General features: G+C 50.3%; 30 protein-coding genes and 1 tRNA gene. 7 read left to right on the plus strand and 24 right to left on the minus strand.

The genetic code is table 11. From position 1 onward, the window contains the following. Nucleotides 1-49 precede the first annotated feature (49 nt). The 6 genes from RIF25_RS02175 to upp all read right to left on the minus strand — a co-directional run bounded on the left by RIF25_RS02175 (nt 50) and on the right by upp (nt 3,511). Nucleotides 50-580: a chemotaxis protein CheW gene (locus RIF25_RS02175; protein WP_322876911.1), complete on the minus strand. Its 531-nt coding sequence runs from the start codon at nt 578-580 to the stop codon at nt 50-52. After that, nucleotides 580-951 (minus strand): response regulator transcription factor, encoded by a 372-nt coding sequence (locus tag RIF25_RS02180; protein ID WP_322876912.1) that lies wholly within the window; start codon nt 949-951, stop codon nt 580-582. The genes RIF25_RS02175 and RIF25_RS02180 overlap by 1 nt, the downstream gene beginning before the upstream one ends. A 403-nt stretch (nt 952-1,354) precedes the next feature. Further along, entirely contained in the window at nt 1,355-2,071 is a 717-nt protein-coding gene (gene cysH / locus RIF25_RS02185) for a phosphoadenosine phosphosulfate reductase (protein WP_322876913.1), read from the minus strand. A gap of 80 nt (nt 2,072-2,151) precedes the next feature. After that, a complete protein-coding gene (locus RIF25_RS02190; RefSeq protein WP_322876914.1) occupies nt 2,152-2,442 on the minus strand; it encodes a YggT family protein in 291 nt (96 codons plus the stop codon). Nucleotides 2,443-2,529: 87 nt separating this feature from the next. Continuing rightward, the gene (locus tag RIF25_RS02195) at nt 2,530-2,817 is read right to left on the minus strand and encodes a hypothetical protein (RefSeq protein ID WP_322876915.1); all 288 of its coding nucleotides are present in this window, start codon (nt 2,815-2,817) and stop codon (nt 2,530-2,532) included. A gap of 43 nt (nt 2,818-2,860) precedes the next feature. Next, nucleotides 2,861-3,511 (minus strand): uracil phosphoribosyltransferase, encoded by a 651-nt coding sequence (gene upp / locus RIF25_RS02200; RefSeq protein WP_322876916.1) that lies wholly within the window; start codon nt 3,509-3,511, stop codon nt 2,861-2,863. Between the two features lie 475 nt (nt 3,512-3,986). On the opposite strand from upp, the gene RIF25_RS02205 reads away from it, so the two are divergent. Further along, on the plus strand, nt 3,987-4,160 hold the full coding sequence (locus RIF25_RS02205; protein WP_015122834.1) for a chlorophyll a/b-binding protein: 174 nt from the start codon (nt 3,987-3,989) through the stop codon (nt 4,158-4,160). Between the two features lie 99 nt (nt 4,161-4,259). Here the strand turns inward: RIF25_RS02205 and RIF25_RS02210 are convergent, their stop codons facing one another. After that, nucleotides 4,260-5,798: a hypothetical protein gene (locus RIF25_RS02210; protein ID WP_322876917.1), complete on the minus strand. Its 1,539-nt coding sequence runs from the start codon at nt 5,796-5,798 to the stop codon at nt 4,260-4,262. A gap of 307 nt (nt 5,799-6,105) precedes the next feature. Between RIF25_RS02210 and RIF25_RS02215 the strand changes: the two genes are divergently transcribed. Beyond that, nucleotides 6,106-6,444, plus strand: coding sequence for a cell division protein SepF (locus tag RIF25_RS02215; RefSeq protein ID WP_322876918.1), 339 nt, complete (start codon nt 6,106-6,108; stop codon nt 6,442-6,444). Nucleotides 6,445-6,696: 252 nt separating this feature from the next. Next, nucleotides 6,697-7,578, plus strand: a complete 882-nt coding sequence (locus RIF25_RS02220) for a Ycf66 family protein (RefSeq protein ID WP_322876919.1) — start codon at nt 6,697-6,699, stop codon at nt 7,576-7,578. 16 nt (nt 7,579-7,594) lie between these two features. Here the strand turns inward: RIF25_RS02220 and RIF25_RS02225 are convergent, their stop codons facing one another. The 6 genes from RIF25_RS02225 to RIF25_RS02250 form a co-directional block, all read right to left on the minus strand. Then, nucleotides 7,595-8,653: a D-alanine--D-alanine ligase family protein gene (locus RIF25_RS02225; RefSeq protein WP_322876920.1), complete on the minus strand. Its 1,059-nt coding sequence runs from the start codon at nt 8,651-8,653 to the stop codon at nt 7,595-7,597. Between the two features lie 59 nt (nt 8,654-8,712). Then, a complete protein-coding gene (locus tag RIF25_RS02230) occupies nt 8,713-9,882 on the minus strand; it encodes an SUMF1/EgtB/PvdO family nonheme iron enzyme (RefSeq protein ID WP_322876921.1) in 1,170 nt (389 codons plus the stop codon). An 88-nt stretch (nt 9,883-9,970) separates the two neighbouring features. Then, nucleotides 9,971-10,666 carry a DUF1345 domain-containing protein gene (locus RIF25_RS02235; RefSeq protein WP_322876922.1) on the minus strand — a complete coding sequence of 232 codons (696 nt, stop codon included), beginning with the start codon at nt 10,664-10,666 and terminating at the stop codon, nt 9,971-9,973. A 24-nt stretch (nt 10,667-10,690) separates the two neighbouring features. Then, complete coding sequence (locus RIF25_RS02240; protein ID WP_322876923.1) at nt 10,691-11,467, minus strand: photosystem II S4 domain protein; 777 nt, start codon at nt 11,465-11,467, stop codon at nt 10,691-10,693. Next, nucleotides 11,467-12,267, minus strand: a complete 801-nt coding sequence (locus tag RIF25_RS02245) for an HAD family hydrolase (RefSeq protein WP_322876924.1) — start codon at nt 12,265-12,267, stop codon at nt 11,467-11,469. Before RIF25_RS02245 ends, RIF25_RS02240 begins: the two co-directional genes overlap by 1 nt. Before the next feature lie 17 nt (nt 12,268-12,284). Then, nucleotides 12,285-12,356 (minus strand) — tRNA-Gln (locus RIF25_RS02250). 192 nt (nt 12,357-12,548) lie between these two features. Between RIF25_RS02250 and RIF25_RS02255 the strand changes: the two genes are divergently transcribed. Continuing rightward, nucleotides 12,549-13,358, plus strand: a complete 810-nt coding sequence (locus RIF25_RS02255) for a carbon-nitrogen hydrolase family protein (RefSeq protein WP_322876925.1) — start codon at nt 12,549-12,551, stop codon at nt 13,356-13,358. Nucleotides 13,359-13,363: 5 nt separating this feature from the next. Here the strand turns inward: RIF25_RS02255 and RIF25_RS02260 are convergent, their stop codons facing one another. The 4 genes from RIF25_RS02260 to RIF25_RS02275 form a co-directional block, all read right to left on the minus strand. Then, nucleotides 13,364-13,690, minus strand: a complete 327-nt coding sequence (locus RIF25_RS02260; RefSeq protein WP_322876926.1) for a CD225/dispanin family protein — start codon at nt 13,688-13,690, stop codon at nt 13,364-13,366. 155 nt (nt 13,691-13,845) lie between these two features. Beyond that, nucleotides 13,846-14,058, minus strand: a complete 213-nt coding sequence (locus tag RIF25_RS02265; RefSeq protein WP_322876927.1) for a type II toxin-antitoxin system HicA family toxin — start codon at nt 14,056-14,058, stop codon at nt 13,846-13,848. Between the two features lie 2 nt (nt 14,059-14,060). Next, nucleotides 14,061-14,258 carry a type II toxin-antitoxin system HicB family antitoxin gene (locus RIF25_RS02270; protein ID WP_322876928.1) on the minus strand — a complete coding sequence of 66 codons (198 nt, stop codon included), beginning with the start codon at nt 14,256-14,258 and terminating at the stop codon, nt 14,061-14,063. A gap of 156 nt (nt 14,259-14,414) precedes the next feature. Then, complete coding sequence (locus RIF25_RS02275) at nt 14,415-15,554, minus strand: GNAT family N-acetyltransferase (RefSeq protein WP_322876929.1); 1,140 nt, start codon at nt 15,552-15,554, stop codon at nt 14,415-14,417. Nucleotides 15,555-15,746: 192 nt separating this feature from the next. Between RIF25_RS02275 and RIF25_RS02280 the strand changes: the two genes are divergently transcribed. From RIF25_RS02280 to gatC, 3 genes are all read left to right on the plus strand, one after another. Continuing rightward, a complete protein-coding gene (locus RIF25_RS02280; protein ID WP_322876930.1) occupies nt 15,747-16,007 on the plus strand; it encodes a sulfiredoxin in 261 nt (86 codons plus the stop codon). A gap of 99 nt (nt 16,008-16,106) precedes the next feature. Further along, entirely contained in the window at nt 16,107-16,628 is a 522-nt protein-coding gene (locus tag RIF25_RS02285) for a photosystem I assembly protein Ycf3 (protein WP_015122846.1), read from the plus strand. 18 nt (nt 16,629-16,646) lie between these two features. Further along, nucleotides 16,647-16,940 (plus strand): Asp-tRNA(Asn)/Glu-tRNA(Gln) amidotransferase subunit GatC, encoded by a 294-nt coding sequence (gatC, locus tag RIF25_RS02290; protein WP_322876931.1) that lies wholly within the window; start codon nt 16,647-16,649, stop codon nt 16,938-16,940. Between the two features lie 47 nt (nt 16,941-16,987). Here gatC and RIF25_RS02295 read toward each other — a convergent pair whose 3' ends face one another. The 7 genes from RIF25_RS02295 to rsmH all read right to left on the minus strand — a co-directional run bounded on the left by RIF25_RS02295 (nt 16,988) and on the right by rsmH (nt 24,094). Beyond that, on the minus strand, nt 16,988-17,680 hold the full coding sequence (locus RIF25_RS02295; protein ID WP_322876932.1) for a hypothetical protein: 693 nt from the start codon (nt 17,678-17,680) through the stop codon (nt 16,988-16,990). A gap of 252 nt (nt 17,681-17,932) precedes the next feature. After that, nucleotides 17,933-18,580, minus strand: a complete 648-nt coding sequence (locus RIF25_RS02300) for a response regulator transcription factor (RefSeq protein ID WP_322876933.1) — start codon at nt 18,578-18,580, stop codon at nt 17,933-17,935. A gap of 27 nt (nt 18,581-18,607) precedes the next feature. Next, nucleotides 18,608-20,203: a photosynthetic/respiratory NAD(P)H-quinone oxidoreductase subunit D1 gene (gene ndhD1 / locus RIF25_RS02305; RefSeq protein WP_322876934.1), complete on the minus strand. Its 1,596-nt coding sequence runs from the start codon at nt 20,201-20,203 to the stop codon at nt 18,608-18,610. Between the two features lie 122 nt (nt 20,204-20,325). Next, nucleotides 20,326-22,317, minus strand: a complete 1,992-nt coding sequence (locus RIF25_RS02310) for an NAD(P)H-quinone oxidoreductase subunit 5 (protein WP_322876935.1) — start codon at nt 22,315-22,317, stop codon at nt 20,326-20,328. A 236-nt stretch (nt 22,318-22,553) separates the two neighbouring features. Continuing rightward, nucleotides 22,554-22,958, minus strand: a complete 405-nt coding sequence (gene vapC / locus RIF25_RS02315) for a type II toxin-antitoxin system VapC family toxin (protein WP_407682301.1) — start codon at nt 22,956-22,958, stop codon at nt 22,554-22,556. Further along, nucleotides 22,945-23,157 (minus strand): type II toxin-antitoxin system VapB family antitoxin, encoded by a 213-nt coding sequence (locus RIF25_RS02320; RefSeq protein WP_322876937.1) that lies wholly within the window; start codon nt 23,155-23,157, stop codon nt 22,945-22,947. The genes vapC and RIF25_RS02320 overlap by 14 nt, the downstream gene beginning before the upstream one ends. Before the next feature lie 58 nt (nt 23,158-23,215). Next, on the minus strand, nt 23,216-24,094 hold the full coding sequence (rsmH, locus tag RIF25_RS02325) for a 16S rRNA (cytosine(1402)-N(4))-methyltransferase RsmH (protein ID WP_322876938.1): 879 nt from the start codon (nt 24,092-24,094) through the stop codon (nt 23,216-23,218). Between the last annotated feature and the right edge of the window lie 145 nt (nt 24,095-24,239).

A 24,239-nucleotide genomic window follows, 5' to 3' on the forward strand; every position in this document is an offset into this window, starting at 1 on the left:
AAAGAAAGTTGAATCTACGGTATTGCAGGCCGATCTTTTAATTTAATGCTTATCCTCCCCAGCGAGCACTACGAATCACGGCAACTGCATCCAGCAACTTTAAGCTCTGGGATGAGGCTTCATCCATAATCCATTCTCCTCGAATAAAGGGAATCATGCTGTCGCTAATGTTACCAGGTGGGACAATCGCCTCTGGATTCAACCACTCCATACCTTTCACCTGATCCACGGCCAGGCCAACGACTAATTCCTCATCTTCAATGGCAATAATGGAAATTTCCGGCCGATCGGCATTGATCGGGACTTCTTCCCCCAAAAATTGCCCAGCATCTGCTACCCAAATGACTTGCCCCCGTAAGTTCAGGACTCCCAAGAGGGTGGCTGAGGTATTGGGAACAGGGGTAATCCGATCTGGGGGAGTGGCAATCACTTCTCGAACGCCAACGGCAGGCAGGGCCAATTCAGTCCCAGAACTGAGGGAAAACCGTAAATGTAAATCTCCCTCGGGGGTTTGAAGGCCCTGGAAATTGCCATCTAGAACCTGGGAATCATCAGCTAAAAAATCTGAGCTACTCAGCATTACCCGGCTCCCCTCAATAATTGCTTGATTGTGCCAATTAATTCCTTCGGCTGAAAGGGCTTGACAATATAGGCATCTGCTCCCTGTTTCATGCCCCAATACTTATCAAAGTCCTCACCTTTGGAGCTACAGATAATGACTGGAACGTTCTGGGTACTCGGATCTGACTTAATTTCCCGACAAACCTCATAGCCATTTTTACGAGGCATGACAATATCGAGAACAACAATATCGGGTTGCAGAGCCTTGACCTGTTCCAGTGCTTCTACGCCATCAGTAGCCAACGCAACGATCATCCCCGACTTAGCCAGAAGCTCACTGATCATTTCCCGTTGGGGCGCACTGTCTTCAACAACTAACACGTTACTCATGGAGATGACTCATGGCATTGCCACTGGAAGGGTGAATGATGATGTTGATACTATCCTGAGCAATAACTTACCATACAAAATTTACTAGGGTTTAGGGTGTTTTCTGGGGACAAATATCCAACTGTCTGTCAGGGGCTAGGGAGAAACCCTAATTGGGGATTAGTTTTATTCCGTTTAACTAGGGCTATGCTATGGACTCATCATCCCACCCTGCTCCCCGAAAAATCTCCATCAAGATTGCCGATCTCGCTCAGATGGAAGGATACGTCAGCTCTAAGTCAGGAGCGAGGAAATTCCTAGCTCAAACAAAAACCTAGGGATAAGCTGAAATGCCTCTAGTCTCCCTAGGTTCTTGCTGCTGAGTAGATATTAAGGATAGGTTAGAAAAACAGGAAACTAAAACTTAAATATGAATTCCACATTCAGTTTTGCCTAGTCCCCGCCAACGCCCGGCCCGCTCATCTTCGCCCTCACCCACCGGAGTTGTCAGGGGTTCGTCGCCAATACTGGCATAGCCTTGATCGTGGAGTGGGTTATACATCATTCCATGCTCTGCCACGTAGATCCATGATTGTTTGCGTGTCCAGGCCGCCAAGGGGTTAATTTTATAGCGGCCCAGCTTATCTAGTTCCACATAGGGCATTTCGGCCCGGGTTACGGCCTGATCGCGACGGCGGCCAGTAATCCAAGCCGTTGTCCCCAGCTCTAATAACCCCCGCTCTAAGGGTTCAATTTTGGTCAGATGATGAAACTTGGCCACATCGGTATCCCAGAGGGATTCACCAAATTTTTGGGCAAATTCCGTCCGATCATTGACTCCCCGAATTTGATAAACCTGTAGGTCTAGCTTGTAGTGAGACTCTGCTTTTTTAACGAGCTCTAGGGTTTCGGGGAAATGATGGAGGGTTTCTAGGAATAGAACCGGGATTGGAGCGGCGGGCTGGAGTTGGCGATAGAGCAGATCTGTAATCACCAAGTCATCGACATTAAAGGCACTTGTTTGTACCAGTCCGGTGGGAAATTGGGCGAGGGCCCAGGCCAAAATTTGAGCCGGATGCTGACCATCTAGCTCTTGGTTAACTTGGTCTAGATCGATGGAGGGGCTGAGGACTGCGGTCATGGCTTAATCTTCTACTGTAACAAAGTGGAACAACCGAAATGTTCTGGCGGAAAATCCGTTTTAAACCTGTATTGTCAATCTTAAAACAGCGCGCCCCCCCGCGAGAACGAACTGAGAAGTTGGACAAGAAATTGCAGCAGAAAGAAAGCAATGATGGGGGAAAAGTCCAGGCCACCGATGGGGGGGATTAAATTACGAAAAACATTTAAATAGGGGTCAGTTAATTGAGCCAGGATTGAAAAGACCGGATTCCCCCAGTCCACATTTGGAAACCAAGTTAAAAGGACGCGGATTAGCAGGATAATTAAGTAAATTTGGAGAAAATTACTCAATGCGGTGAGAACTAAGGGGACAACAGAGGCATCATTCATAAATTCATTCACAGATAACGGAACTCCCTAGGGCTAATCAGCAAAATTGAGTGATGGTAGCGAATTTGTCTCCAACGGGGGACTGGTCTAAAGGTTGCTGGATTCTGAAACGGTACTGAGGCGTTGTTGCAGATCATCCACAGCGTCGTTGAGTTGTGCAATTTTAGCTTCTAGTCCCTGACGGGCTGACTCCATTGCGATTTCATCGTTCATCCCTAAGGGTAAACGTCCCCCTGATGGCGATCTATTGGGCGGCCCTGCTTCTAACTCAGCGAGTTTGTTGGTTAAAAAAACAGCGGTAAAGGCACCAACAATGCTTCCAAATACTGCCCCAGCAATAAACCCACTCCCAAAGCGGTCACTGCGATTTTCCATATCTGCCTGCTACCATGTCCTTTCTCACTCTAACGGATCTGGTTCAAGTCCCAAAACTCCGATCCCCTGCATCTCCCAGGCCGGGGACAATAAACCCCTGCTCATTAAGTTCTGGATCAATGGTAGCGGTATAAACCTGGACGGCTGGGAAATTCGTACTCAACTTTTGCAAGGCAGGGGGGGCCGCAACAATCGAAATAATTCGGACTAGGCTGGGGTCTATGCCCCGTTGGGTTAATTCGGTCATAGTCGTCATAATTGAGCCGCCCGTGGCCAGCATCGGTTCACTAATCAGCAGGCGTGTCCCGGGTTCAAACTGGTCTGGAAATTTATTTAGATAGCAGGTTGGTTCTAGGGTGGCTTCATTCCGAACAATGCCGATGTGATAGGTCTTAGCCAGGGGAATCACGCTCTCGACCCCGCCCAACAAGGCTAATCCTGCCCGCAAAATCGGCACCACCACCAAGGGGGCCTGGGCATCAATCACTTTTGCCGGACAGGTCGCCAAGGGGGTTTTCACAGTGGTATCTAGGGTTGGTAACCACTCCCGCGCCGCCTCATAGGTTAACCAGCGACCTAGCTCTGTCATGGCAGTCCGAAACAAGGCAGTGGGAGTTCCGGCATCTCGAGCTACGGCTAACCAATGTTGGATGAGCGGATGGGGAGGTACATAGACTCGCAACTGTAACGCCATATCACCAGAGACTCCAAGGCTTTGGCTATCATACCCCGTTAGCCGTCTCGGAAATTTTTGCAAAACAGTTGCGATTCTTTCTCAATTAATTTATAGTAATTTTTAGTGTTCTCCTCTCTTGAGGAATCGGCAGGTGGGGTCAGTCGTTGGTGGCAGGCCCCATTTTTTTGCGATTATGATCTTTGAGATCTCTATTATGGCAGGGGTCATTCACTGAATGTTGCTGCATGGGAATCCTATCTTTTGCCAGCCCTAGAGATCAGCTGCTCCAATCCAGTGGAAGTAATTCTTAACTACTTAGGAATTAGACTCAATTAATAGGTTAACTGCCTCCCCTGACATCGGCCCCGCCAAACTCTGTAGTTGTCTCAGCTTCGGGCAAAGATGGACTAATTATTAAGACTTGTTGCAATCTCTGGAGAAAGTTGTTACATTGATTTACAAGTTCATCGGGTTTACGTCAGGAGTCAAAACTATGACAGACGCTACTAAGGTTGCCAAGACAGAAGACCGGAATGCTTGGGTATTTGGCTTTACCCCCCAGGCCGAAATTTGGAATGGTCGTTTGGCCATGATTGGATTTGTTGCTGCCCTTGTGACTGAATTACTCACCAAACAAGGTGTTCTGCATTTCTGGGGTTTACTGTAATTCCCTAGATTCTCCTTTGTGTTTCGTGTAAGCACAATTCTCAGCGGTCAAAGTGTAGTCAGGGGTCTAAGTTTTAGGCCTCTTTTTTTTGTCGTTTTTTTAAGGCTGGGGTTGGCGATTGGAATCCGTCAGGGCTTTTTGAAGTTCCGCTTGGGTTTTCGGCATCCAGGCCAGTCCCCGTAATTTGCGTAACATTTCCATGGCCTCTTGGCGCGATTGCCCGGAATTTGCCTCATATCGTTGCCAAAAATCTTCCCACCAACCCGGTGGTTCTTGTTTGGGGCCTTGATATTCCGTTGGCCGGCCGGTGCTCCCATCCACCACTAAACTGCCGACAAAATCCGCATCCTGATAAACTCGGCTGATTTGGGCATTGATTTGGCGCATATCCTCTGGTGAGACCATGCCATTACTAGTGGCTTTATAAAACTGCACCGTGACGCGGATCGGGAAACGGGGGTCGCGCTCAATCGGGAGGTTATCAATTTCTGTATAAGGCCCTTCCACCCGCCCATGGCCAATCACCGCCGCTTCCACATTAGAACCACCTCGACTTGCCGATTCCATCATCGGAGCAGCACTGGGAAGGGCTTGGTTCAGGCTGAAGTCGCGCCGAGGCTGGGGCTTTTGTTTAAGGGGGACTTGGATCAACATCACCATATTGAGTCCACTGCTCTCGGCCTGCTCGGAAGTGAGGGGAATTGAACTGGTGGGAGCGTCCGGGTTAGAGCCAAAATCACTGGCCCGTTGTCCGGTTAGGCTGGCCCGGGAGCCATTTTTGTTAAAGAACAGCCGTTGTCCCCAGGTGCGCCCGGCCGCAAAACCATCCCGTTTGTTGTCAATAATTGTGGCACTGGTTCCTTCTCGAGTCACAAGGATGGCTAAAACAGCCGGATTTTTTTCATAGGATTGATAGTTAAATAGCACGGGGTTAAATTCGGCTTTACCACCAGCGGGAATGGGCAGAAAACAGGCCTGGGCACTGACAAGTACATGGGTATCTCTGGGGGCAAGGAGGGATTTGGTGCGGCCTTTCCAAGAGTTAGAGGTGTGGAGATAGTTGCGGAAATTGCCCAGAAATTCTTTCAGGGTGACGCGTTTGAGGGGGTGACCTTTTTCATTGCCGACCCGGATATAAAATCGCTCCAGGGGCACATCCCCGGTTTTGTCAGTAAAGTTGGGATAGCGAATCACGGGCATGAGGCTCAGTTCATAGGCTTTGGTTTGGGGATTGAACTGCTGCATTTGAATCGTCATGTCGCTGATGTTGGGGCCAACGGCTGAGTTTTGATAGCGGCCCGTATCTTCCCAGGTGATGTTGAGAATATTCAGACCATACTGTTGGGACAAACGAATCGCTTCGGCATTGTTCAGCATGGCCTGGGTGCGTTCAATAGTGGTGCGGTATTGCTGATACTGATCCAGAGTTATGGCCATCGTTGAAGGCTCTGTTTCTGATTTGGGTTCCGTGGGACTGTTGCCCGTGGGATTAACCAGGCCCCAAGGTTCGGCGGCAATGGCTGGACTGAGGACAGAAGCATTAGGGCTATTCGCCGCCCATTGGTCAGAAACTTTGAGGGCAATGAGGGAAAGTGTCCAGAGACCCACCAAACTAGCGGGCAAAAGTAAACGGGTCATTGGGATGCCTCCTAGGGTGATTGAATAGCCCGATAGACAGTTGGTAAGCCTGCCCTTGTTCTTGGGATTAGGGTTTAATGGAGTTCTGAATCTTAGATTAGGGGAGGATCAAGAAAGGTGCTGCTGAGTTGCAGTTTTGGTAACGTAAGTTTCCGTTGATCATCGCAAACATGGCTGAAATTAAGACAGATGCTTTAGACTAGGACATTAACTACATTTGTGAACTTTAATTTATGAATTTTGCGGTGAGATTCGCCAAATGTAAGGATGATAACTATGTTTGCAACGCCTGAGGGGGCTTGACTCCATGAATGATGTTCTCTCTTTATCTCGTGGTTTGAGTGGTTTGAATAGTGGCTATGAAGTTGTGATTGTCAAACCGCGGGCCTTGAGCGACACAACCCTAATTGTCCAGGCCTTGCGTGCGGATAAAGCGGTAATCCTTAACTTAGAAGATTTAGAAATTAGTGAAGCCCAACGGATTTCTGATTTTGCCGCCGGGAGTACCTATGCCATTAACGGCCATCAAACCCGCCTCGGCGAAGCGGTGTTTCTATTTACCCCCAATGTGATTGCCATTCAAACCCCCAACTCCCAAACAGCAACTCCGGCAACTGGTGCGCCAGCCCCCCAACCGGTCAGTTAGTTAGCTCAAGTTCTCCGGCCCCTCCCCTATCATCAAACTCTGAACCGAAATCATCACTGGTGAGGGACATCAGAGATTATTTATTTCATGCCAACCTGTTTGTCCGGCTGAGTTACCCCTGACAGGTTGTCACCCATCTTGTCAGGATTTTTTTGGCGAAAGAGCGAGAAACGGGGCCTGAATCGCTAACATGGAAATGGTTCCGGCCAATGCGAGTGATTTGAGGAAAAGCGCGTGGGGATCCCAGTTCCAATGTTTTACCCAGTTATCGGCCAAATTGTAAATGTGGGCCTGGGGCCAGCCGGGATTTTGGGCATTGGCCTGGCCGTGGGGGGAGCCGTTTTATATTTCTTGCGCTCTGTCCGCCCGGAGTTAGCCCGTGACCATGACATTTTCTTTGCGGCGGTCTGTTTACTCTGTGGTGGTATCCTCTTTTTCCAAGGCTGGCGACTGGATCCAATTCTCTTTTTTGGCCAGGTACTCTTGACGGGGTCTGCTGTTTTCTTTGCCATTGAGAGTATTCGCCTCCGCCGGATTGCTACGGAACAGGCCCGCCGGAATACTCCCGTTGTGGATGAAGATCGTCCCGTCAGTCGCACCTATACCTATCGGGCCGAGCTAGAAGAATTAGAACCCTATGAGGAAGATTTGCCCCCAGTCCGGCGGATTCGAGGCAGTCGGGATGTGAGTCGGGAGCGTTATGAAGATGCTTGGGAGGATGATGTAACCCCAGCAGGCCGTTTACCCTCTCGGCGTGGCAACTCTCCTGAACCTCCAGAACGACCGATTCGGCCAGAGCGTCCGCCAACTCGCCCTACCCGGCCCGCCAATCGCCGCCCCAGTCGCCCCGCGGTTGAGGATGATGCTCCATCTGATGCTTATCGGGAACCCCCAGCCCCCTCTCGCTATGAGGATACGCCCCCTGCCCGTCCCCGCCCGGCTGCCAGTCGCCCCAGTTCTGCTCCGGAAACCTCAGAACCCCGCAGTCGCAAAGTTGGCCCCCGCCGCCGCCCCCGTCCTCGTCCTGAATTAAACGATGATCAACCCATTGACACGGACTACCAGCCCTTGGATCGGCCCAGTTACTCCGCCGATTCTGGGGATTTAGACAACTCCGGCAACTTTGATCGCTAGGAAGAAAGACCTGCCTTTAGACTGCGCCCCGTTCTAAGGCCAGTTGGACAAGCTGATGGACAAGATCGGGAAATGCCAGGCCAGTCTTCTCCCAAAGTTGCGGATACATACTTAAGGCGGTAAAACCAGGTAGGGTATTCACTTCATTGATCAAAATTTCCCCTGTTTTTTCCACATAAAAAAAGTCCAAGCGGGCGAGTCCAGCGGCCCCAATGGCATTAAAGGCTGTGATGGACATGGCTTGAATTTTTTCGATAACCTCGGTGGGTAAATCAGCGGGAATGATTAAATTGGCGCGCCCATCGGTATATTTGGTTTCGTAATCGTAAAATTCGCTGGTGTAGGTAATTTCGCCAATCACCGAGGCCTGGGGGCGATCATTCCCTAGAACCGCACATTCAACTTCCCGGGCAACCACTCCAGCCTCAACAATAATCCGGGTGTCGTAACTGGCAGCGTTGTCGAGGGCGGTGGTGAGTTGGTCGCGAGTTTTAACTTTAGCAATCCCCACAGAGGAGCCAAGATTAGCTGGTTTGACAAAGCAGGGATAACCAAGAGTTGACTCAATGTGATCGCAAAGATGGCTATAGACACAGGGGTCTGACCAGATTTGACTCCGATTGACTGGCAGATAGGCGACTTGTTCCAGGCCAGCGGCGGCAAAGACGGCTTTCATCAAAATTTTATCCATCCCCACCGCAGAGGCGGCCACCCCAGAACCAACCCAAGGCTTTTGCACCAGTTTGAACAGGCCTTGCACCGTGCCGTCTTCCCCATTGGGGCCGTGGAGGATCGGAAACCAAACATCTACCTCGCTGGCCTGGGGGGGGAAATTCCAAAAATTGGGAGGAGGGGTTTCGCTGGGAGGGTGGGGTTGACCTGTTTTGAGAATTGAAGCCGCAATCTCCGCGCCCAACCAGGCCCCGTTTTTGTCAATGTAGAAGGGAATTAACTCATACCTGTCGGGATTGGCTGGGGTGGTGAGTCCTTTGGCAATGGCCTGGGCAGAGATAATCGAAACCTCATGTTCTCCAGAGCGACCCCCAAAGACTAATCCCACCTTAATCCGACTCATGCCCTGATCCTATGTTTGGTTTTAACTCAGCTTAGTACAAGTCATGGCCGGGTGGAGACTCAGGTATTTACACAACGGATGCCGGCAAAAATTTCTTGGGTCTGGGGCTGATACCAGTTGCGGAATGAGGGGCGTTGAATCAGGGCCTGGCTGGCAAAACTTCCCCCTTTGAGAACCCGATGGGCCTGGTCAAAATAGGCAGCGGAATAGCCTGGATAGGGCGAGCTACAAAACCCCGGATAGGGATGAAACCAGGTGTCAGTCCATTCCCAAACTTGCCCAAAGCCATAGGGGGATGTTGAGAGGGAACTTGTGTAATGGTTTCTAGGTGTGGCGAGGGGAATTTCAGATAGGGGTGGGGCCTGGAGGACTTGCTGGGCCCGTTCCCATTGGCTTTCTGTTGGGAGTTGTTTGCCCATAAAGGCGGCATAGGCGGCGGCTTCATACCAACTCACCCCACAGACTGGATGATCTGAATTCACCGGCCAATGCCAATAGCGGGGTTGTTGAATAGTATGAGTTTGTCGCCAGGCCCAGCCTTCTGCTGTCCACCATTGTTCAGTTTGATAGCCACCGGATTCGATGAAATATTGAAATTGGCCACGGCTGACGGGCTGTTGATCAACCTGAAATGCGGGGATTTCCTCAGCCAGGCCTGGTTTTTCGTTGTCCAAGAGCAGTAATGAGGGAGCCGCGGGCTTGAGGACACCGGCAGGAATTGTCACCATTCCGGTAATCTGCTTGTTGACAGGGATAATAGTTGTGTTTAGAGGATTCGGAGCCTGGAGCGCAAGGATCATTTGAATCGTTTCTCCGTGTTGGGCTTCGTGTTGCAATAACCACCAGGCCAGCCATTCCTGGGCTTGGAAATCCTGCTTCACCCATTCCGTTAATACAGCCGCCCGGATGGTGGCGAGATAGGTGCAAATTTCTTGGAGGGGGGGCAGTTGGGAACGGGCTGTTTTTGGTAAACCACTGGCGGCAAATAGGGCGTTGTAGTCTGGGGGGGTGAGTTGTTCCCGTAATAATTTGGGTAAGAGCCAGAGTCCTTCTGTCCAGCCAATGTGACCTAAATGCCAACCCACAGGGCTAAAGTCAGGATGGGCCTGGTGACAAAACGTTTCTGGGGGAATGGAGTCGAATAAGCTCAGGGTGGCTTGGCGGAGGGCAAAGAACTGGTCAATGAATGTGTGTCGGCTGAGGGCGGCCTGGGGGTCAGAAATTAGCACAGTGGCAGGGGGCAAGTTTACAGCAGTTGATCTTGATGGTTGTTATGGTAATCGCCTGATACATTGATGGCAGGGTTCTGAGGCGATTCTAAACCACATTGGAAATCACATTCACTACTAAGCCAAAGACCACTGCCACAAAAATAAATGACAATACCGACTGCACCAAGCTAACCGAGCGCATTTCATAACTAATAATTGAAACATCGGAGGTTTGGTAGCACATGGCAATTGTGAAGGAATAGTAGAGAAAGTCGCGATAGGAGACCAGGCCTTCATGGGGAAAGTCTAGGCCCTTGCGGTAGGGAACCCCGGCGGCATTGAGTGGGGCTGACTCTTCAATCTCGTCATAGTAGAGATGGGCATAGTGAAGCGCGAAATAGATATGTACCAATAGCCAAGAGGAAAAAATCGCCAGCAAGGAGAGTCCCATGTGCAGGTTGGTAATCAAGGGGGGATACTTTTGCGAGTTGTCTAGCATCACGGCCACGCCGACAAACCCTGATAGGGAAAACAGGACAACAACCGTCAGTAAGGCGACATTACTCGGTTCTCCCCCTTGGGCATGGCGATAAGTTTGGGCCGGAGTCGCATTCCAGAGTAAGGTGCCTAAAATTCCTAAGTGAAGAAATAATCCTAAGTTAAAGGCAGCCAGGATGCGAATTTCCCACCAAGGGGTAGCGATCAGAACATAGGCGGCAATGGCCAGACCCAGGGATAAAAGCAACCGGATTAGGGGCTTGGCCAAAATCAGATTCAGCTTGCGGTTGGATGATGCGGACATGATGCTTGATCTCCCCCGATAAACCTAACTAGCCCGGCTTAGTTCGACACGATAGCGTTCCTTTTTTGTGACTTGAATCGACCCGATGGTCAGGTGGCCCCGTTGTTTGAGTGTCACTAAGTCCCCCGTTTTCAGCAGATGACTCGGTTGGTTAATCGGCTGCCAGTTGACCCGCACGGCCCCACCATTGATCATCTCTACCATTTTGCTTCGGGACATTCCAAATCCGGCAGAGGCAAGGGCATCTAAGCGCAGTGAAGCTTCCACAGTGGTTAGGGTTTTAATCTGGGGCGGTCTGACCCGAAGCTCCTGCCAGGCCTGGGGTTGGGCATTAACGGGCACTGTCCGAACCTGTTTGACTTGGCTTAAGGCGGTTTCCAGGCCGGGGACGAGAATCACCTGCGCGCCCCGATCTCCAAGGAGGATAATGTCACCAATCTGATCCGTGGGGATGCCTGCCATCATGAGGGCCTGGTGAAAGTCGGTGTCGGTGGGGGGGTCAAAGAGAAAGTTCCCGGCAATGGCCCAAAGCTCCAGGCCAATATTACTCTGGTCTAAGGGAATATCAGTGCGGGCTAAGGCAAGGCGTTGACGTTCTGCTTGGGGATAGCCCCCCCCGGCCTGGTAGTGGAGATCCGTTAACTGGTTGAGGGCGGCGATGGCTTCTAGGCGCAGGAGGGGATCGAGAAAATCTGTCACCACCACCTCCCAGGTTTTGAAGGCCTGTTCACTCTGGTTGAGAATTTGCTTCAAGGCCTGGGGAAATTGGGCATCTTCAAGCAGTTCATGATGGCTGGGCATTAGGGCATCTCCTTTGGCATCCAGACGGAAAAGTCCTGACAAAACTGATCCAACTGCAGCAGGGTAATTCTGGAATCCGCTTGGGCCTGGGTACAGGTGGCCACCGTTGTATAACCCCAAGCCGCCAGAAATAGCTGGACTTGATTTAATCGGGGCTCCCTTTCGACTGATTGCAGGGCCTCGAGCCGATCTTCGACAAACCAGATGGGCAAGGAAACCCTGTCTTGCAATTTGAGCAGAACTTCGACTTTGGTTTGCTGGCAGTCCTTACCATAAATTCCGAGGGAGGGGCAATTTACCTCGGCCTGGGTGAGTAAATAGTCCACAAAGCGAGTTTCTTTCGTGGTAATGATGGCTAGGGGTAAAGCCAATTTTTCCCAGGCCTGGAGTTTGGCCACCACCCCCGGATAAAACTGATGCAGCCTCAACCAACCTTGCCAGTCCCGCTTAATCCATTCATCCCGGATGCGATCTAGGGTTTGGCCCAAATGCCGCCAATTTAAATCTTCCTCGGTCAGGATCCGCTGTTTGATCGTGCTCCAGTTTGACTGAATTTCCCGTAGGCGATACCCCTTGATCAGGCCCCGTAAGACTAGCGGCATTTCCCAACCGTGGGTGACAATCGGGCGTAAGGTTTTGAACTGGGCTTCTAATGCTGGGGGAGGAGTCTTGACGGAGGTGGGCCAAATTTGCCGATATGCCAGCCAACTGGCCTGGAAATACTCCCGCAACCCATCACAGATCACCCCGTCAAAATCAAGGGCAAGGGTTCTGGCCTGGCAATTTATAAGATTAGACATTGCTCAAAAGCGAGGGACTGGGGCGGGAGGATTCGAACCCCCGAATGGCGGGACCAAAACCCGCTGCCTTACCGCTTGGCGACACCCCAACTTGTGCGCTTAAACATCCTAGCAAGTCCCCAGAGATTTAGACAAGGACTGATGGAGATTTTCGTCCACTTCACGAGCCTGCTCCTTGGGGATTGAAGGGAACCCTGGTTTTTCAAGGGGAACGGATCTTGGGATGACATCTTGTCTTAGGATAAATAAGGCCAGTCCTCACACCCAGCCTCAAACAATCTATGAAGTCCTATCTCGCTGCCGCTGTCCAGATGACCAGTTTGCCGGATCTTACTAAGAATTTAGCCCAGGCCGAAGAACTGATTGAATTAGGCGTGCGGCGGGGAGCTGAGTTGATTGGCTTGCCAGAAAATTTTTCCTTTTTGGGAGATGATACGGTCAAAGTCGCCCAGGCTACAGAAATTGCCAGCCAAACGGAACAATTTTTGCGGCGGATGGCCCAACGGTTTCAAATTACTCTCTTGGGGGGTGGCTATCCAGTCCCGACCGCAACGGGCAAAGTTTATAACACGGCCTTATTAGTTGGCCCCAATGGTCAAGAACTGGCCCGCTATCAAAAGGTTCATTTGTTTGATGTGGACTTACCCGATGGCAACATCTATCACGAATCTGGCACAGTCTTAGCTGGCTCAACCCTTCCCCCAGTCTATGCTTCACCCACCTTGGGCAATATTGGCTTATCCGTGTGTTACGATGTCCGGTTTCCAGAACTCTATCGAGCCTTAGTCAAAGCTGGCGCAAATGTTCTCTTTGTCCCTGCTGCCTTTACGGCCTTCACCGGCAAGGATCATTGGCAAGTCCTCCTCCAGGCCCGAGCCATTGAAAATACGGCCTATGTCCTGGCTCCGGCCCAAACGGGTCAACATTATGCCCGTCGCCAAACCCATGGCCATGCGATGATTGTGGATCCCTGGGGAACTATCCTTGCGGATGCTGGAGATCGGCCGGGTTTAGCGGTGGCTGCGATTGAACCTCTTCGCCTCGAACAAGTCCGCCAACAAATGCCCTGTCTCCAACATCGGGTTTTTTAGAGCCTTTATTGATTAACGGCTTGGAAGGCAATAACCTGGATGATAATGTAAATTACCGAGATGGCTAAACCACTGCCAAAGGCAATCCAACTCCAGAGTTTAGCTTTTTCGGAGGCTGCAATTGCGCCTGTGCGATCCCCGGCCGCCAGTTTGGTGTTGACTTGAGAGGCATAGACAATGGCCACAATTCCAAAGGGAATACAGCAGCAAACAGTGGATAAAATTGCAGGTACTAAGTAGTTGGGGACGGGTTGAGCGGCGGTCATAAACATTCCTTGAATTGAAGTTACCAGGTTCCCATTGGGGGATATCGCCACAGCAGCAATAGGCATTCGCCTCTCAATGTACTCCAGAGATAGGCCTAGTCTGAAAAATGCAGCGAAATTTAACCTTATGGCTGGATTACTTGAAAAGCCCGTCCTAGCTTACTCATCCTGATGGGGAAAGTTACCGGGAGGGGAGAGGGGTTTTTATTGGGTAAACATCGCTACAGTAGCCCACAGAATTGTTCATCTGTAAGGCCTGCATCCCGCACGATTTTAGCCATCGTATATGCATTGACAGGGTTGTGTCGCGGTATCGTCACGGTACGAACTCCATCAGTCATAACAATATGCTTACCCTGGCGAGCAATGTAAAAACCAGCTTTTTCTAGAGCGCGAACTGCCTTGAGATGATTAATGGCTGGTAACTTCGGCATAACTAGACAGCAACCTCAATCTCATAAACCGCAGCATCCTTAGCCTGTTCAGTTACAACTTCCAGATATTCACAGATCGCATCCTTGATATTTTCGAGGGCTTCTTCCTTTGTTTCTCCTTGGGAGCAACAGCCGGGTAAACCGAGCACCCAGACGCTAAAACCCTCCTCTGATTCATACAGGACAACTTTATATTTCATTAAGATCACTCCTGAGCTTGAAAAGCTTGACTATGACAATTTCTTTGATAGTCCACTCAATATATATGAGGATATTATGAGGGTCTCATTTCCCCGCCAGGAAGGCTCTATTGATCAAGCTGATGTCTAAATGCGCGGGTAATCGCTAATGAGCCGTTACTCATCCTGATGGGGAAAGTTACCGGGAGGGGAGAGGGGCATTACCTCGGGGTGGGCCATGCGGCCGGGCAAGGGTTGACGATTTTGCTGTAGGCCCTGAATGACTTCCCCTAAGGCTAACCCTTCTGGTAAACGGGGCCGGACTTCCCGCACCTTATGCCAAACGGAGCGCGACATCATCAGGGTATGCCCGGTCTGACTGGCCCCAACCTGTTCAAAAAAGGCTTCCCGCTCGGGTTGGTAATCCGTAGAAGTCAGGTAGAGAGGACTGCTGGGCCAGGCCTGGGTCAGACGGGAGATCTGAGAGAGCAACTCTGGATAGAGCCAGGTGTAGGCCGGATGAACGGTGAGTTGGGCCTGATGGGCTTGGTTGCCGTGGCGGGCTAATTCTACAGAATAATACCCAATGGCTGCTTTGCGTTGCGGCTCAAAAACATAGCCCTGCTGGGTTTGGGTCGCGCCCCAGAGGTTTTGTATACTACTGATCAAAAATTGTCCTACCCCCGCTTTGAAGTCGCAAATATGCCGATCAAACACTTGTCGAACCAGGGCCGGCATGGCCGCAGTATCCAGTTGGCAAAGCAGGGCGGCATCGGCATTGGTGGCAGGGAGAAGATTGGGTAGGTCTGGCTCATGGGCGGCGAGGCTAGCTAACTGTTCCGGGGTGATGGTCCAGTAGGTTAATTGGGCCAGAGGTTGAAAACCGTTATGGCGATACAGGCCCAGACCATCACTGTCACTAGCACTCACTTCCAACAACCAGGTGCGAGCTTCCCAAACCTTCGTAAAGCAATGGCGTAATAGCTGTGTCCCAATCTCTTGATTGCCGAATTCTGTCCCACCGGCCTGGGCCACTAACTGATCCACCTGCCAGGTTGTCCGATTTCTATTGAACGGGGATACCTGAATCGCCCCCAAGACCTGATCCCCTTTTTCTGCGACATAAACCCGCAAGGGTTGGGGGAGGTGATGGGGCATGAAACTAATCAGTTTGAGGGGGGCGTACCAATGCTGTAAAAACTGGCGATCACGATTCAGGCCTGGGAGTGTTGTCGGGGCCTGGGCGAACATTTCCAGGACAGTATCAAGGTCGCGATAGGCCAAGGGACGCAAATTGATTTCAGCGGATAGAGACATCTGGCGTAACACTGCTCCTGGCCATCACTACCCACTATCTTAAAGGGAATTTTTCAGCACCAGACATATCCGCCCCCATCTACTCCAATGACGACCAGGCCAAGGATACTGATCTTGTAAAACGTACTCATAATGACTATGATTAAGTCAAGGATCACCAAGCCACCCCTAGCCAGTTCAGGAGTTACGATCATGCGAATTTTAGATATTCCCTTAGCTGCCATCCGCCGCCCCCTCCGCCGAGACAATGATTCAGAGAAGGTCAGGGCCTTAATGGAGTCCATTGCAGCTATTGGTCAACAGGAGCCGATTGATGTCCTTGAGGTTGATGGGCAATATTATGGCTTCTCTGGTTGCCACCGCTACGAGGCCTGCCAACGTCTGGGCCAACTCACGATTCGCTGTAAGGTTAGGCGGGCTTCAGCGGCAGTCTTGAAATTCCATTTGGCTTAAGCATTCTCAATCCCAAGAGTTGCTGTCCCAGGCCTGGGCGCGGTAGATTACCTATAAGGATTCGGTTCGGCAAACTCTGACTCAACAGGTCAATTCCCCATGCCTCGCTCTCAGCGTAACGATAATTTTATTGACAAAACCTTTACGGTCATGGCGGATATCCTTCTTAAGGTTCTGCCGACCAACCGCCAATCGAAGGCTGCCTTTGCCTATTACCGCGATGGAATGTCCGCCCAAGGGGATGGTGAATATGCTGAGGCCCTGGAAAACTATGAAGAAGCCCTCAAGCTAGAGCAGGATCCCTACGACCGGAGTTTTATTCTCTATAATGTGGGGCTGATCCATGCCAGTAATGGAGATCACAATAAGGCCCTTGACTATTATCACCAGGCCTTGGACTTAAACCCCCGGATGCCCCAGGCCCTAAACAATGTGGCGGTGATTCTCCACTATTTAGGAACCCAGTCCGAAGAAGCTGAAGATTTAGAAACCGCTGAGCAATACTATGATAAAGCGGCTGAGTATTGGAAACGGGCCATTCAACAGGCTCCCAACAACTATATCGAAGCCCAAAATTGGCTGAAAACCACGGGCCGCTCCACTGCTGATGTGTTTTTCTAGGGTTGAGTAAGGATTGTCATGCTAACGGATGCAGATGTGAAAAAAGTCGCCCACTTGGCTCGCTTGGACTTGTCCGACTCCGAAATTGCCACCCTGACGACTCAACTCAGTGCCATTCTTGACTATGTCCAACAACTGGATGAACTAGAGGTCAGCAATATCGCTCCCACCACCCGGGCCATTGAAGTAAGTAATGTAACCCGCGTTGATCAACTCAATCCTTTCCCGAACCGGCCTGGCCTGTTGGCAATTGCTCCAGAAGCTGAAGATGAATTTTTCCGGGTTCCCAAAATCCTTGCCGATGCCGAATAGCAAGCTGGAGGTGATCACCGGATCACCGGCTCAATCTCTCTCAGGGATCAGGAGGGATTACGAATCGGGCCATTGTAGTCAATCGTAATCTGGGAGCCATCTAAGGCCACTGTAATCACACTTTCAATGGTCGGTTGAGCATTGGGGCTCCCACCTAAGAAGCTAAATGTCACGGTTCCGTTATCATTCAACACATATTTGGCCCGGTCTAAGCTAAACATGGACATATCTGGCCGATAGACCGATAGCCCACCATTGGCTTTAACGCCGGCTTGCCGGGCCAGATTCATCGCCCGTTGGATGCTGCGAATTTCCTCACCAATACTATTGCTCGTTCTATTGGGATTAGTCGTCTGGGGCCTGGGGGATTTGATCGGCCCGTTATAGTCAAGATTCACTTCTCGCCCATCACCACTTACCGTCACAATGGATTCTAACGAGAAGGGTTGATCGGGCTTGCCCCCTAAAAAGGTAAAGGTGAAGCTTCCATCAGCATTGAGTACAAAGGGAGATTGGGTGGCGATCCCAGACATTGCCGGTTCAGCCCGGTATTGACTCAGGCCCCCATTGGCTCGTTCTGCGGCCTGCCGTGCGAGGTTCATGGCCCGCTGCAAAAGTGGATTATCTACCCCAAATTGTCCGATGCCAGACGGCTGAGAATTCGCGCTGATCGGGCTGATCAGAGGGACAGCAGTGGCCACCAGTACGATTAAACCAAGCAGGGAAATTTTAATGGGCATTGAATCAATCTCCTTCCAAACAATCGTTACAGCCCTGATCGTCCTGAGCAATACCAGACCTATAGGCTACACCAGTTTATCTAGACTATTCCCAGTCGTAGGAGAGCAAAACCCAGCAAATTGGGGCTATATCTCTACGGGAACCTTATCCAGGCCCAGATCAGGACGGCCATACCCTCCAGGCCTGGGGCATAACTAGGATCGTGACCATAAAATGGGGACATTTTGTTCCAAATCATCGGTGGTCAGGTTTTAACTGAGGCGATAATCCAAGGCCCAGCGAGCGAGTTCAGTCCGATTTGTTAGCCCTGTTTTACCCAACATATTGCTGACATGGCTTTCCACCGTGCGTTGACTCACAACCAGTTGGTTAGCAATATCCTTGTTGGCTAATCCCTGGGCTACTAAACGCAGCACCTTTGTTTCTGTAGGTGTCAGCTCAATCCCCTCTGGTAAGGGCAAGGGGCCAGGAACCTCCAGATTGGCGGCTTGGAGTTGCTTAACCCGTTCCGATTGTTTTAATGAGGCTTCAATTTGGGCTACTAATTCCTCAGGCTCAAAGGGCTTAACCATATACACATCAGCCCCGGTATTTAAGCCCATGACCCGATCTTCCGTTTGCCCTTTTGCTGACAAAAACAAGACCGGTAGCCATTTAATGTTTTCCTGTTCCCGGACGTGACGGACAAAATGATACCCATCCATTTCTGGCATCATCACATCACAGATAATCATGTCCGGCGTTTCATGTTTTAACACCTGTAAGGCTTCCCGCCCTTGAGCCGCCGTCAGTACCCGATAGCCCTTCAGTTCTAAATAATCTTGAACTAACAGAACTAAGTTGGGATCGTCATCGACTAATAAAAGGGTTTTACAGGCCAGGCCTGGGGAGGAATCCATGGCTAATCCAAACAAATTATCCTGAGTTTATTCTAGGGCCTGGTTTTCTAAAGTAGGAGCCACAAAAAATCCTAGAGTTCTCGTCTCAGATGATTGCCGTTGCGCCAGAGTGGGGACAGACTCTCGAATCCGAGCCACTAACTGTACTGTTGTTGCATCATAAATCTGGGTCAGAATTTTTGGATAGAGACCAATGCCAATAATTGGCACTAACAAACAGGCAATGATAAAGATCTCACGCGGTTCAGCGTCCACTAGTTCTTCATGGTTGACCAGTTCCTTGTTTTCTGGGCCATAAAAAATCTCCCGGAGCATTGAGAGCAAGTAAATCGGGGTCAAAATCACGCCCACCGCCGCCAAGAGAACCACCACAATCCGAAATGTCAGACTATAGGCATCGCTAGTAGCAAAACCGACAAAGACCATCAATTCTGCCACAAAGCCACTCATCCCCGGCAACGCTAAAGACGCTAGGGAACAAGCCGTAAACATGGCAAAGATCTTAGACATCTTTTGGCCAACCCCCCCCATTTCTTCAAGGATTAGGGTATGGGTTCGGTCATAGGTTGCGCCCACCAAGAAGAACAAGCTCGCTCCAATCAAGCCATGGGAGACCATTTGTAAAACTGCCCCACTCATCCCCAAACTTGTAAAGGAGCCAATCCCAATCAGAACAAAGCCCATGTGGGAAATCGAAGAATAGGCAATCTTGCGTTTGAGATTCCGTTGGGCATAGGAAGTCAAGGCCGCATAGACAATATTGACAACTCCAAGGATAATCAACACTGGCGCAAATTTAGCATGGGCCCCTGGCAACATTTCCACGTTCATCCGAATTAGAGCATAGCCCCCCATTTTGAGGAGAATCCCCGCTAACAGCATATGGACTGGGGCTGTGGCTTCACCGTGGGCATCCGGCAACCAAGTATGGAGCGGTACAATTGGTAATTTCACCCCATAGGCAACCAGGAACCCGGTATAGACCAACAATTGAAAGCCCAGGCCATAATCCTTCAGAGACAAGGTGTGCATATCAAAGGTGGTTATATCCCCATAGAAAGCCATGGCAAAGGCGGCCACCAGGATAAATAGAGAACTGAGGGCTGTATAAAGAATAAATTTGGTTGCTGCGTATTGCCGTTTTTTACCGCCCCAAATTGCCAAAAGCAAATAGACCGGAATCAGTTCTAATTCCCAGGCCAGGAAGAAGACCAACATATCCTGCACAGCAAAAACTGCAATTTGACCGCCATACATCGCCAGGATAATGAAATAAAACAGCCGCGGCTTAAAGGTTACAGGCCAGGCTGCCAGAGTTGCCAACGTGGTGACAAATCCAGTCAACAGCACCAAGGGCATAGAAATTCCATCTACTCCCACAGACCAGCGCAAGCCAATTTCTGGAATCCAGTCGTAGGCTTCGACCATCTGGAGGCCCGTACCATTGAGATCGTATTGGGTTGTAAAGGCATAGATGATCAAGACAAAATCAATCAGGCCAATCACCAGGGCATACCAGCGAATCGGTCGCCCTTTGCCATCGGGGTCAGGAATAAACGGAATCGCTGCTGAAGCCAGAAGCGGAAATAGGATGATGGTAGTCAACCAGGGGAAGTCAGTCATAACAAAAATCCAAAGCTCCTTGGCAATCCGACTCTAGACGCGGCTCAAAGGTAATGCTGCATCAATAAATTAGAAGTAATTTTCAAAAAAGGCAGGGGGTTGCAGAAAAATTTAATAATTCCTCAAAATGGGAAGGAGAAAATGACAAAGCCCAGCACCGCCAGGAAAATAATCAGGGCATAGAACTGGGCCCGCCCATTTTCAAAGTATTTCAAGCCCTCGCCGGTAATCATGGTGACAAAGCCGGTTAGGTTAACAACTCCATCCACGACGTTGTAATCCACTTCCAAGACTTGCCGGGCAATCCGCCGTACTCCCTGGACAAAGACGGCATCATACAGTTCATCAAAATACCACTTGTGCAAGGAAAACTCATAGAGGGGCTTAATTTTCTCGGCAATGGCCGCCGGGCTAATTTTCCCTTGCAGGTACATCAACGCAGCCACCGTGATCCCAATTAGGGCAATCCCGACAGAAGCCCCACCCAAGACATAAAACTCGGTCAAATCTTCAACCACGAGGGATTCAATGATTTCTCCAGGGGCATGGATAAACCCTTCAAAGTAGTTATGAAAGGGCGTACCCACCAGGCCAACCAAAATCGAGGGAATCGCCAGCATCACCAAAGGTAAGGTCATCGTCCAAGGGGATTCATGGGGTTTACCGCCACCGTGACCATGGGCCGCCTCATGATCCAATTCTTTGGGATTCATTGCTCCCGGCCCAAAGGCAATCCCGCGAAACTCGCCTTCAAAGGTCATGAAGTACATCCGAAACATATAAAAAGCAGTCACGCCGGCCGTTAACCAAGTCAAGACCCACATGGCCGGATTCGCAGCAAACACGGCTCCGAGAATTTCATCCTTAGACCAAAACCCAGCAAAGGGGGGAATCCCAGAAATTGCCAGACAACCGATCAAAAACGTGGCCGAAGTGATGGGCATATATTTCCGTAAGCCCCCCATCACCCGCATATCCTGAGCCAAGGCCGGATCATGACCGACAGCGGCTTCCATGCCATGAATTACCGAACCCGATCCCAAGAACAACATCGCTTTGAAATAGGCGTGGGTCATCAGGTGAAACAGGCCCGCCGTATAAGCCCCCACACCCATGCCCATGACCATATAGCCGAGTTGGGAAATGGTGGAGTAGGCCAGGCCCTTTTTAATATCGTTCTGAGTCAGGGCAATGGAGGCTCCCAGAAAGGCGGTAAAGGCTCCAGTCCAAGAAATCAGCGTCATCACGGAAGGAATTTCTTCAAACACCGGGAACATCCGGGCAATGAGAAAGACACCCGCCGCCACCATCGTTGCCGCATGGATCAAAGCTGAAATTGGGGTGGGCCCTTCCATGGCATCCGGGAGCCAGACATGGAGTGGAAATTGGGCAGACTTGGCCACCGGCCCTAAGAACACCAGAACTGCTAATAATGCTGCCACCGCCGGATTCAAGACCCCGGAACTGGTTAACTCCTGTAGCCGCTCGCCAATCACGCCAAAGTCAAAACTGCCCGTGGCCCAGAACAGGCCCAGAATCCCCAGCAGCAAACCAAAATCCCCGACCCGATTGGTGACAAAGGCTTTTTGGGCGGCTTCGGCGGCACTTTTGCGGTCATACCAGAAACCGACTAGGAGATAGGAACACATCCCCACCAATTCCCAAAAGATATAAATCTGGATCAGGTTAGGGCTAATCACCAGGCCCAGCATCGAGGAACTGAACAAGCTTAGGTAGGCATAAAACCGCACATATCCCGGATCGTGGGCCATGTAGCCATCGGTATAAATCATCACCAGCAGAGCCACGGTCGTCACCACCACCAGCATCAACGCCGTTAAGTGATCAATGGTGTAGCCCATAGAAAGGTGGAAGGTTCCCGCTGCCGCCCAGTCAATTAAATGTTCATAGGGGGCATGGCCCTGAAGTTGGCTGACAAAGATCGCAATCGAGTAGGTCATCGCTACCCCCAGCAGCGCAATAATCACTGCCGCATTGATTTGGCGAAGTTTGTTAACGGTTTGATTAAAGGAAATCAGCCCAACACCGACCAGCATCGCCCCAACCAGAGGCAAAACAGGGATTAACCAGGCGTATTCGTAAAGCGGTTCCATGCCAGCAACCTATTGATTATTCTTTGGAATGTCGTTTAAAGTAAGCACGACCGCTAACATTGTGGCATATCCCTACCCGTAGTCTGTCAGTCAAACCGACTACATTTAAGGATCAAGGAATAAGGATTGTCCGAAAATAATCTTCTGTTTAGATTTCAGAGTATAAAATTAACTTTCTGCCTCCTGGCAATTCTGCTAAAACAATCACCCAGGCCATGTAAACACTTGAACAAATATCACTCTAGAGCCGATAAGTACTGACATTCCAAGCCTCTAACTCGGGCAATTGACTCAAAATCTCGGTCACAATGCACCAAAATCAGATCATGCTCCAAGGCAAGCTGGGCAATACAACAATCGATAATGCTTCTCACGGTATAGCCAACTCGCCGCAAATCGTAGTAAATTCGGGCTGCTCCAACCCAAGAGGAGTCCTTCATCTCAATATAATTTTGCCCATCCAGGTAGGCTGTTAATAATTGCCACTCCCGCTTGTCTTTACAACCCACCAATAATTCAGTCTGAATCAGGCGGCTAAGGTAATAAGGCTTTTCTTGAACCATAGCCTGGAACGTTGCCTTGGCAGAACTTGGACGATTCCGAAGAACTGGAACCAAAACAGATGTATCAATCAGAAACATGACGGTCGGCACGCAGCGATTTGTAATCGTAATCTGGCGCAAATTCAATCTGACCGCTTAAGTCCAAGAGATTTAATTTTTTCCGACTGCGAATCAGTTCCTTGAGGGCCAGATTGACCAATTCTTTTTTGGTGCGGACTTGGGTAAGGCGAAAGGCTTCTGCAACCAGTTCTTCGTCAAGATCAATGTTGGTTTTCATTGCATGTGTGCCAAATGTACAACAGTAAACACATTCTATATTTTGTCTAGCAGGGGTGTTATTCCTGTAGTCTTTGGGCAATGCGTAATTTAGCTGAACGGGCGCGGGGGTTGAGGGATAGTTCCTCTGGGCCGGCGATGATTGGCTTTTTCGTTATGACATTTAATAGTAGCGAGTCGCGAAAAGCATACTTGACAATCCGATCTTCCAAGCTGTGAAAACTAATGATCGCAATGCGGCCACCGGGTTCGAGCCAGTCAGGGGCGAGATCAAGAAAGGCCTTAAGAACATCCAATTCCCGATTCACGGCAATCCGCAGGGCCTGGAAAACACGGGTAGCAGGATGAATTTTTTGGGAACCCCGCTTGGGTACGGCATGGGCGACAAGATTTGCCAGTTGAGTTGTGGTTCTTAGTGGGCGTTGGGCAACGATGCGGCGGGCAATTCGGTAAGAAAAGCGTTCTTCCCCCAGTTCATAAAAAATATTGGCTAACTCTTTTTCACTGAGGGTATTGATTAAATCGGCGGCGGTGGTGGCCTGGCCTGGGTTCATGCGCATATCTAAGGGGGCTTCATAGCGAAAACTAAAGCCGCGTTCGGCCTGGTCAAATTGGGGCGAACTGACCCCGAGATCCGCAAAAATCCCGGCAAACTTCAGATCGCCAGGCCGGAAGTCACTGAAATTTCCCTGCCAAAAATTTACTTGCTGTGGATAGGAACTCAAGCGGGCCTGGGCGGCTGTGATGGCCTTGGGATCTTGGTCAATGGCTGTAATGTTGATGTCTGGACAAGCCTCTAGGAGTAACAGGCTATGGCCGCCCCCGCCAACTGTGGCATCTAAGTAGTGGGACTGGGGTTTGGGAGTCAAGGCAGTTAAAAGGGCTTGGGCCAGAACGGGTTGATGGACGAAGTTAGAGGTGGACGGTGGGTCAGTCATCACATTTTTTGCATGGGGCGCGGGGCCTGGGCGTAGTTAAGGCTATGAGCTAGTACTGTATCCCGAATCCTGAGGGGGTAACTCAATCGCTCAATCTGAGAAAATTCTGGATTATTTTTCTTTTCTATTTGGCTGGAGTGAGAAA

The organism is Pseudocalidococcus azoricus BACA0444 (assembly GCF_031729055.1).
In the GTDB taxonomy this organism is placed as follows: domain Bacteria; phylum Cyanobacteriota; class Cyanobacteriia; order Thermosynechococcales; family Thermosynechococcaceae; genus Pseudocalidococcus; species Pseudocalidococcus azoricus.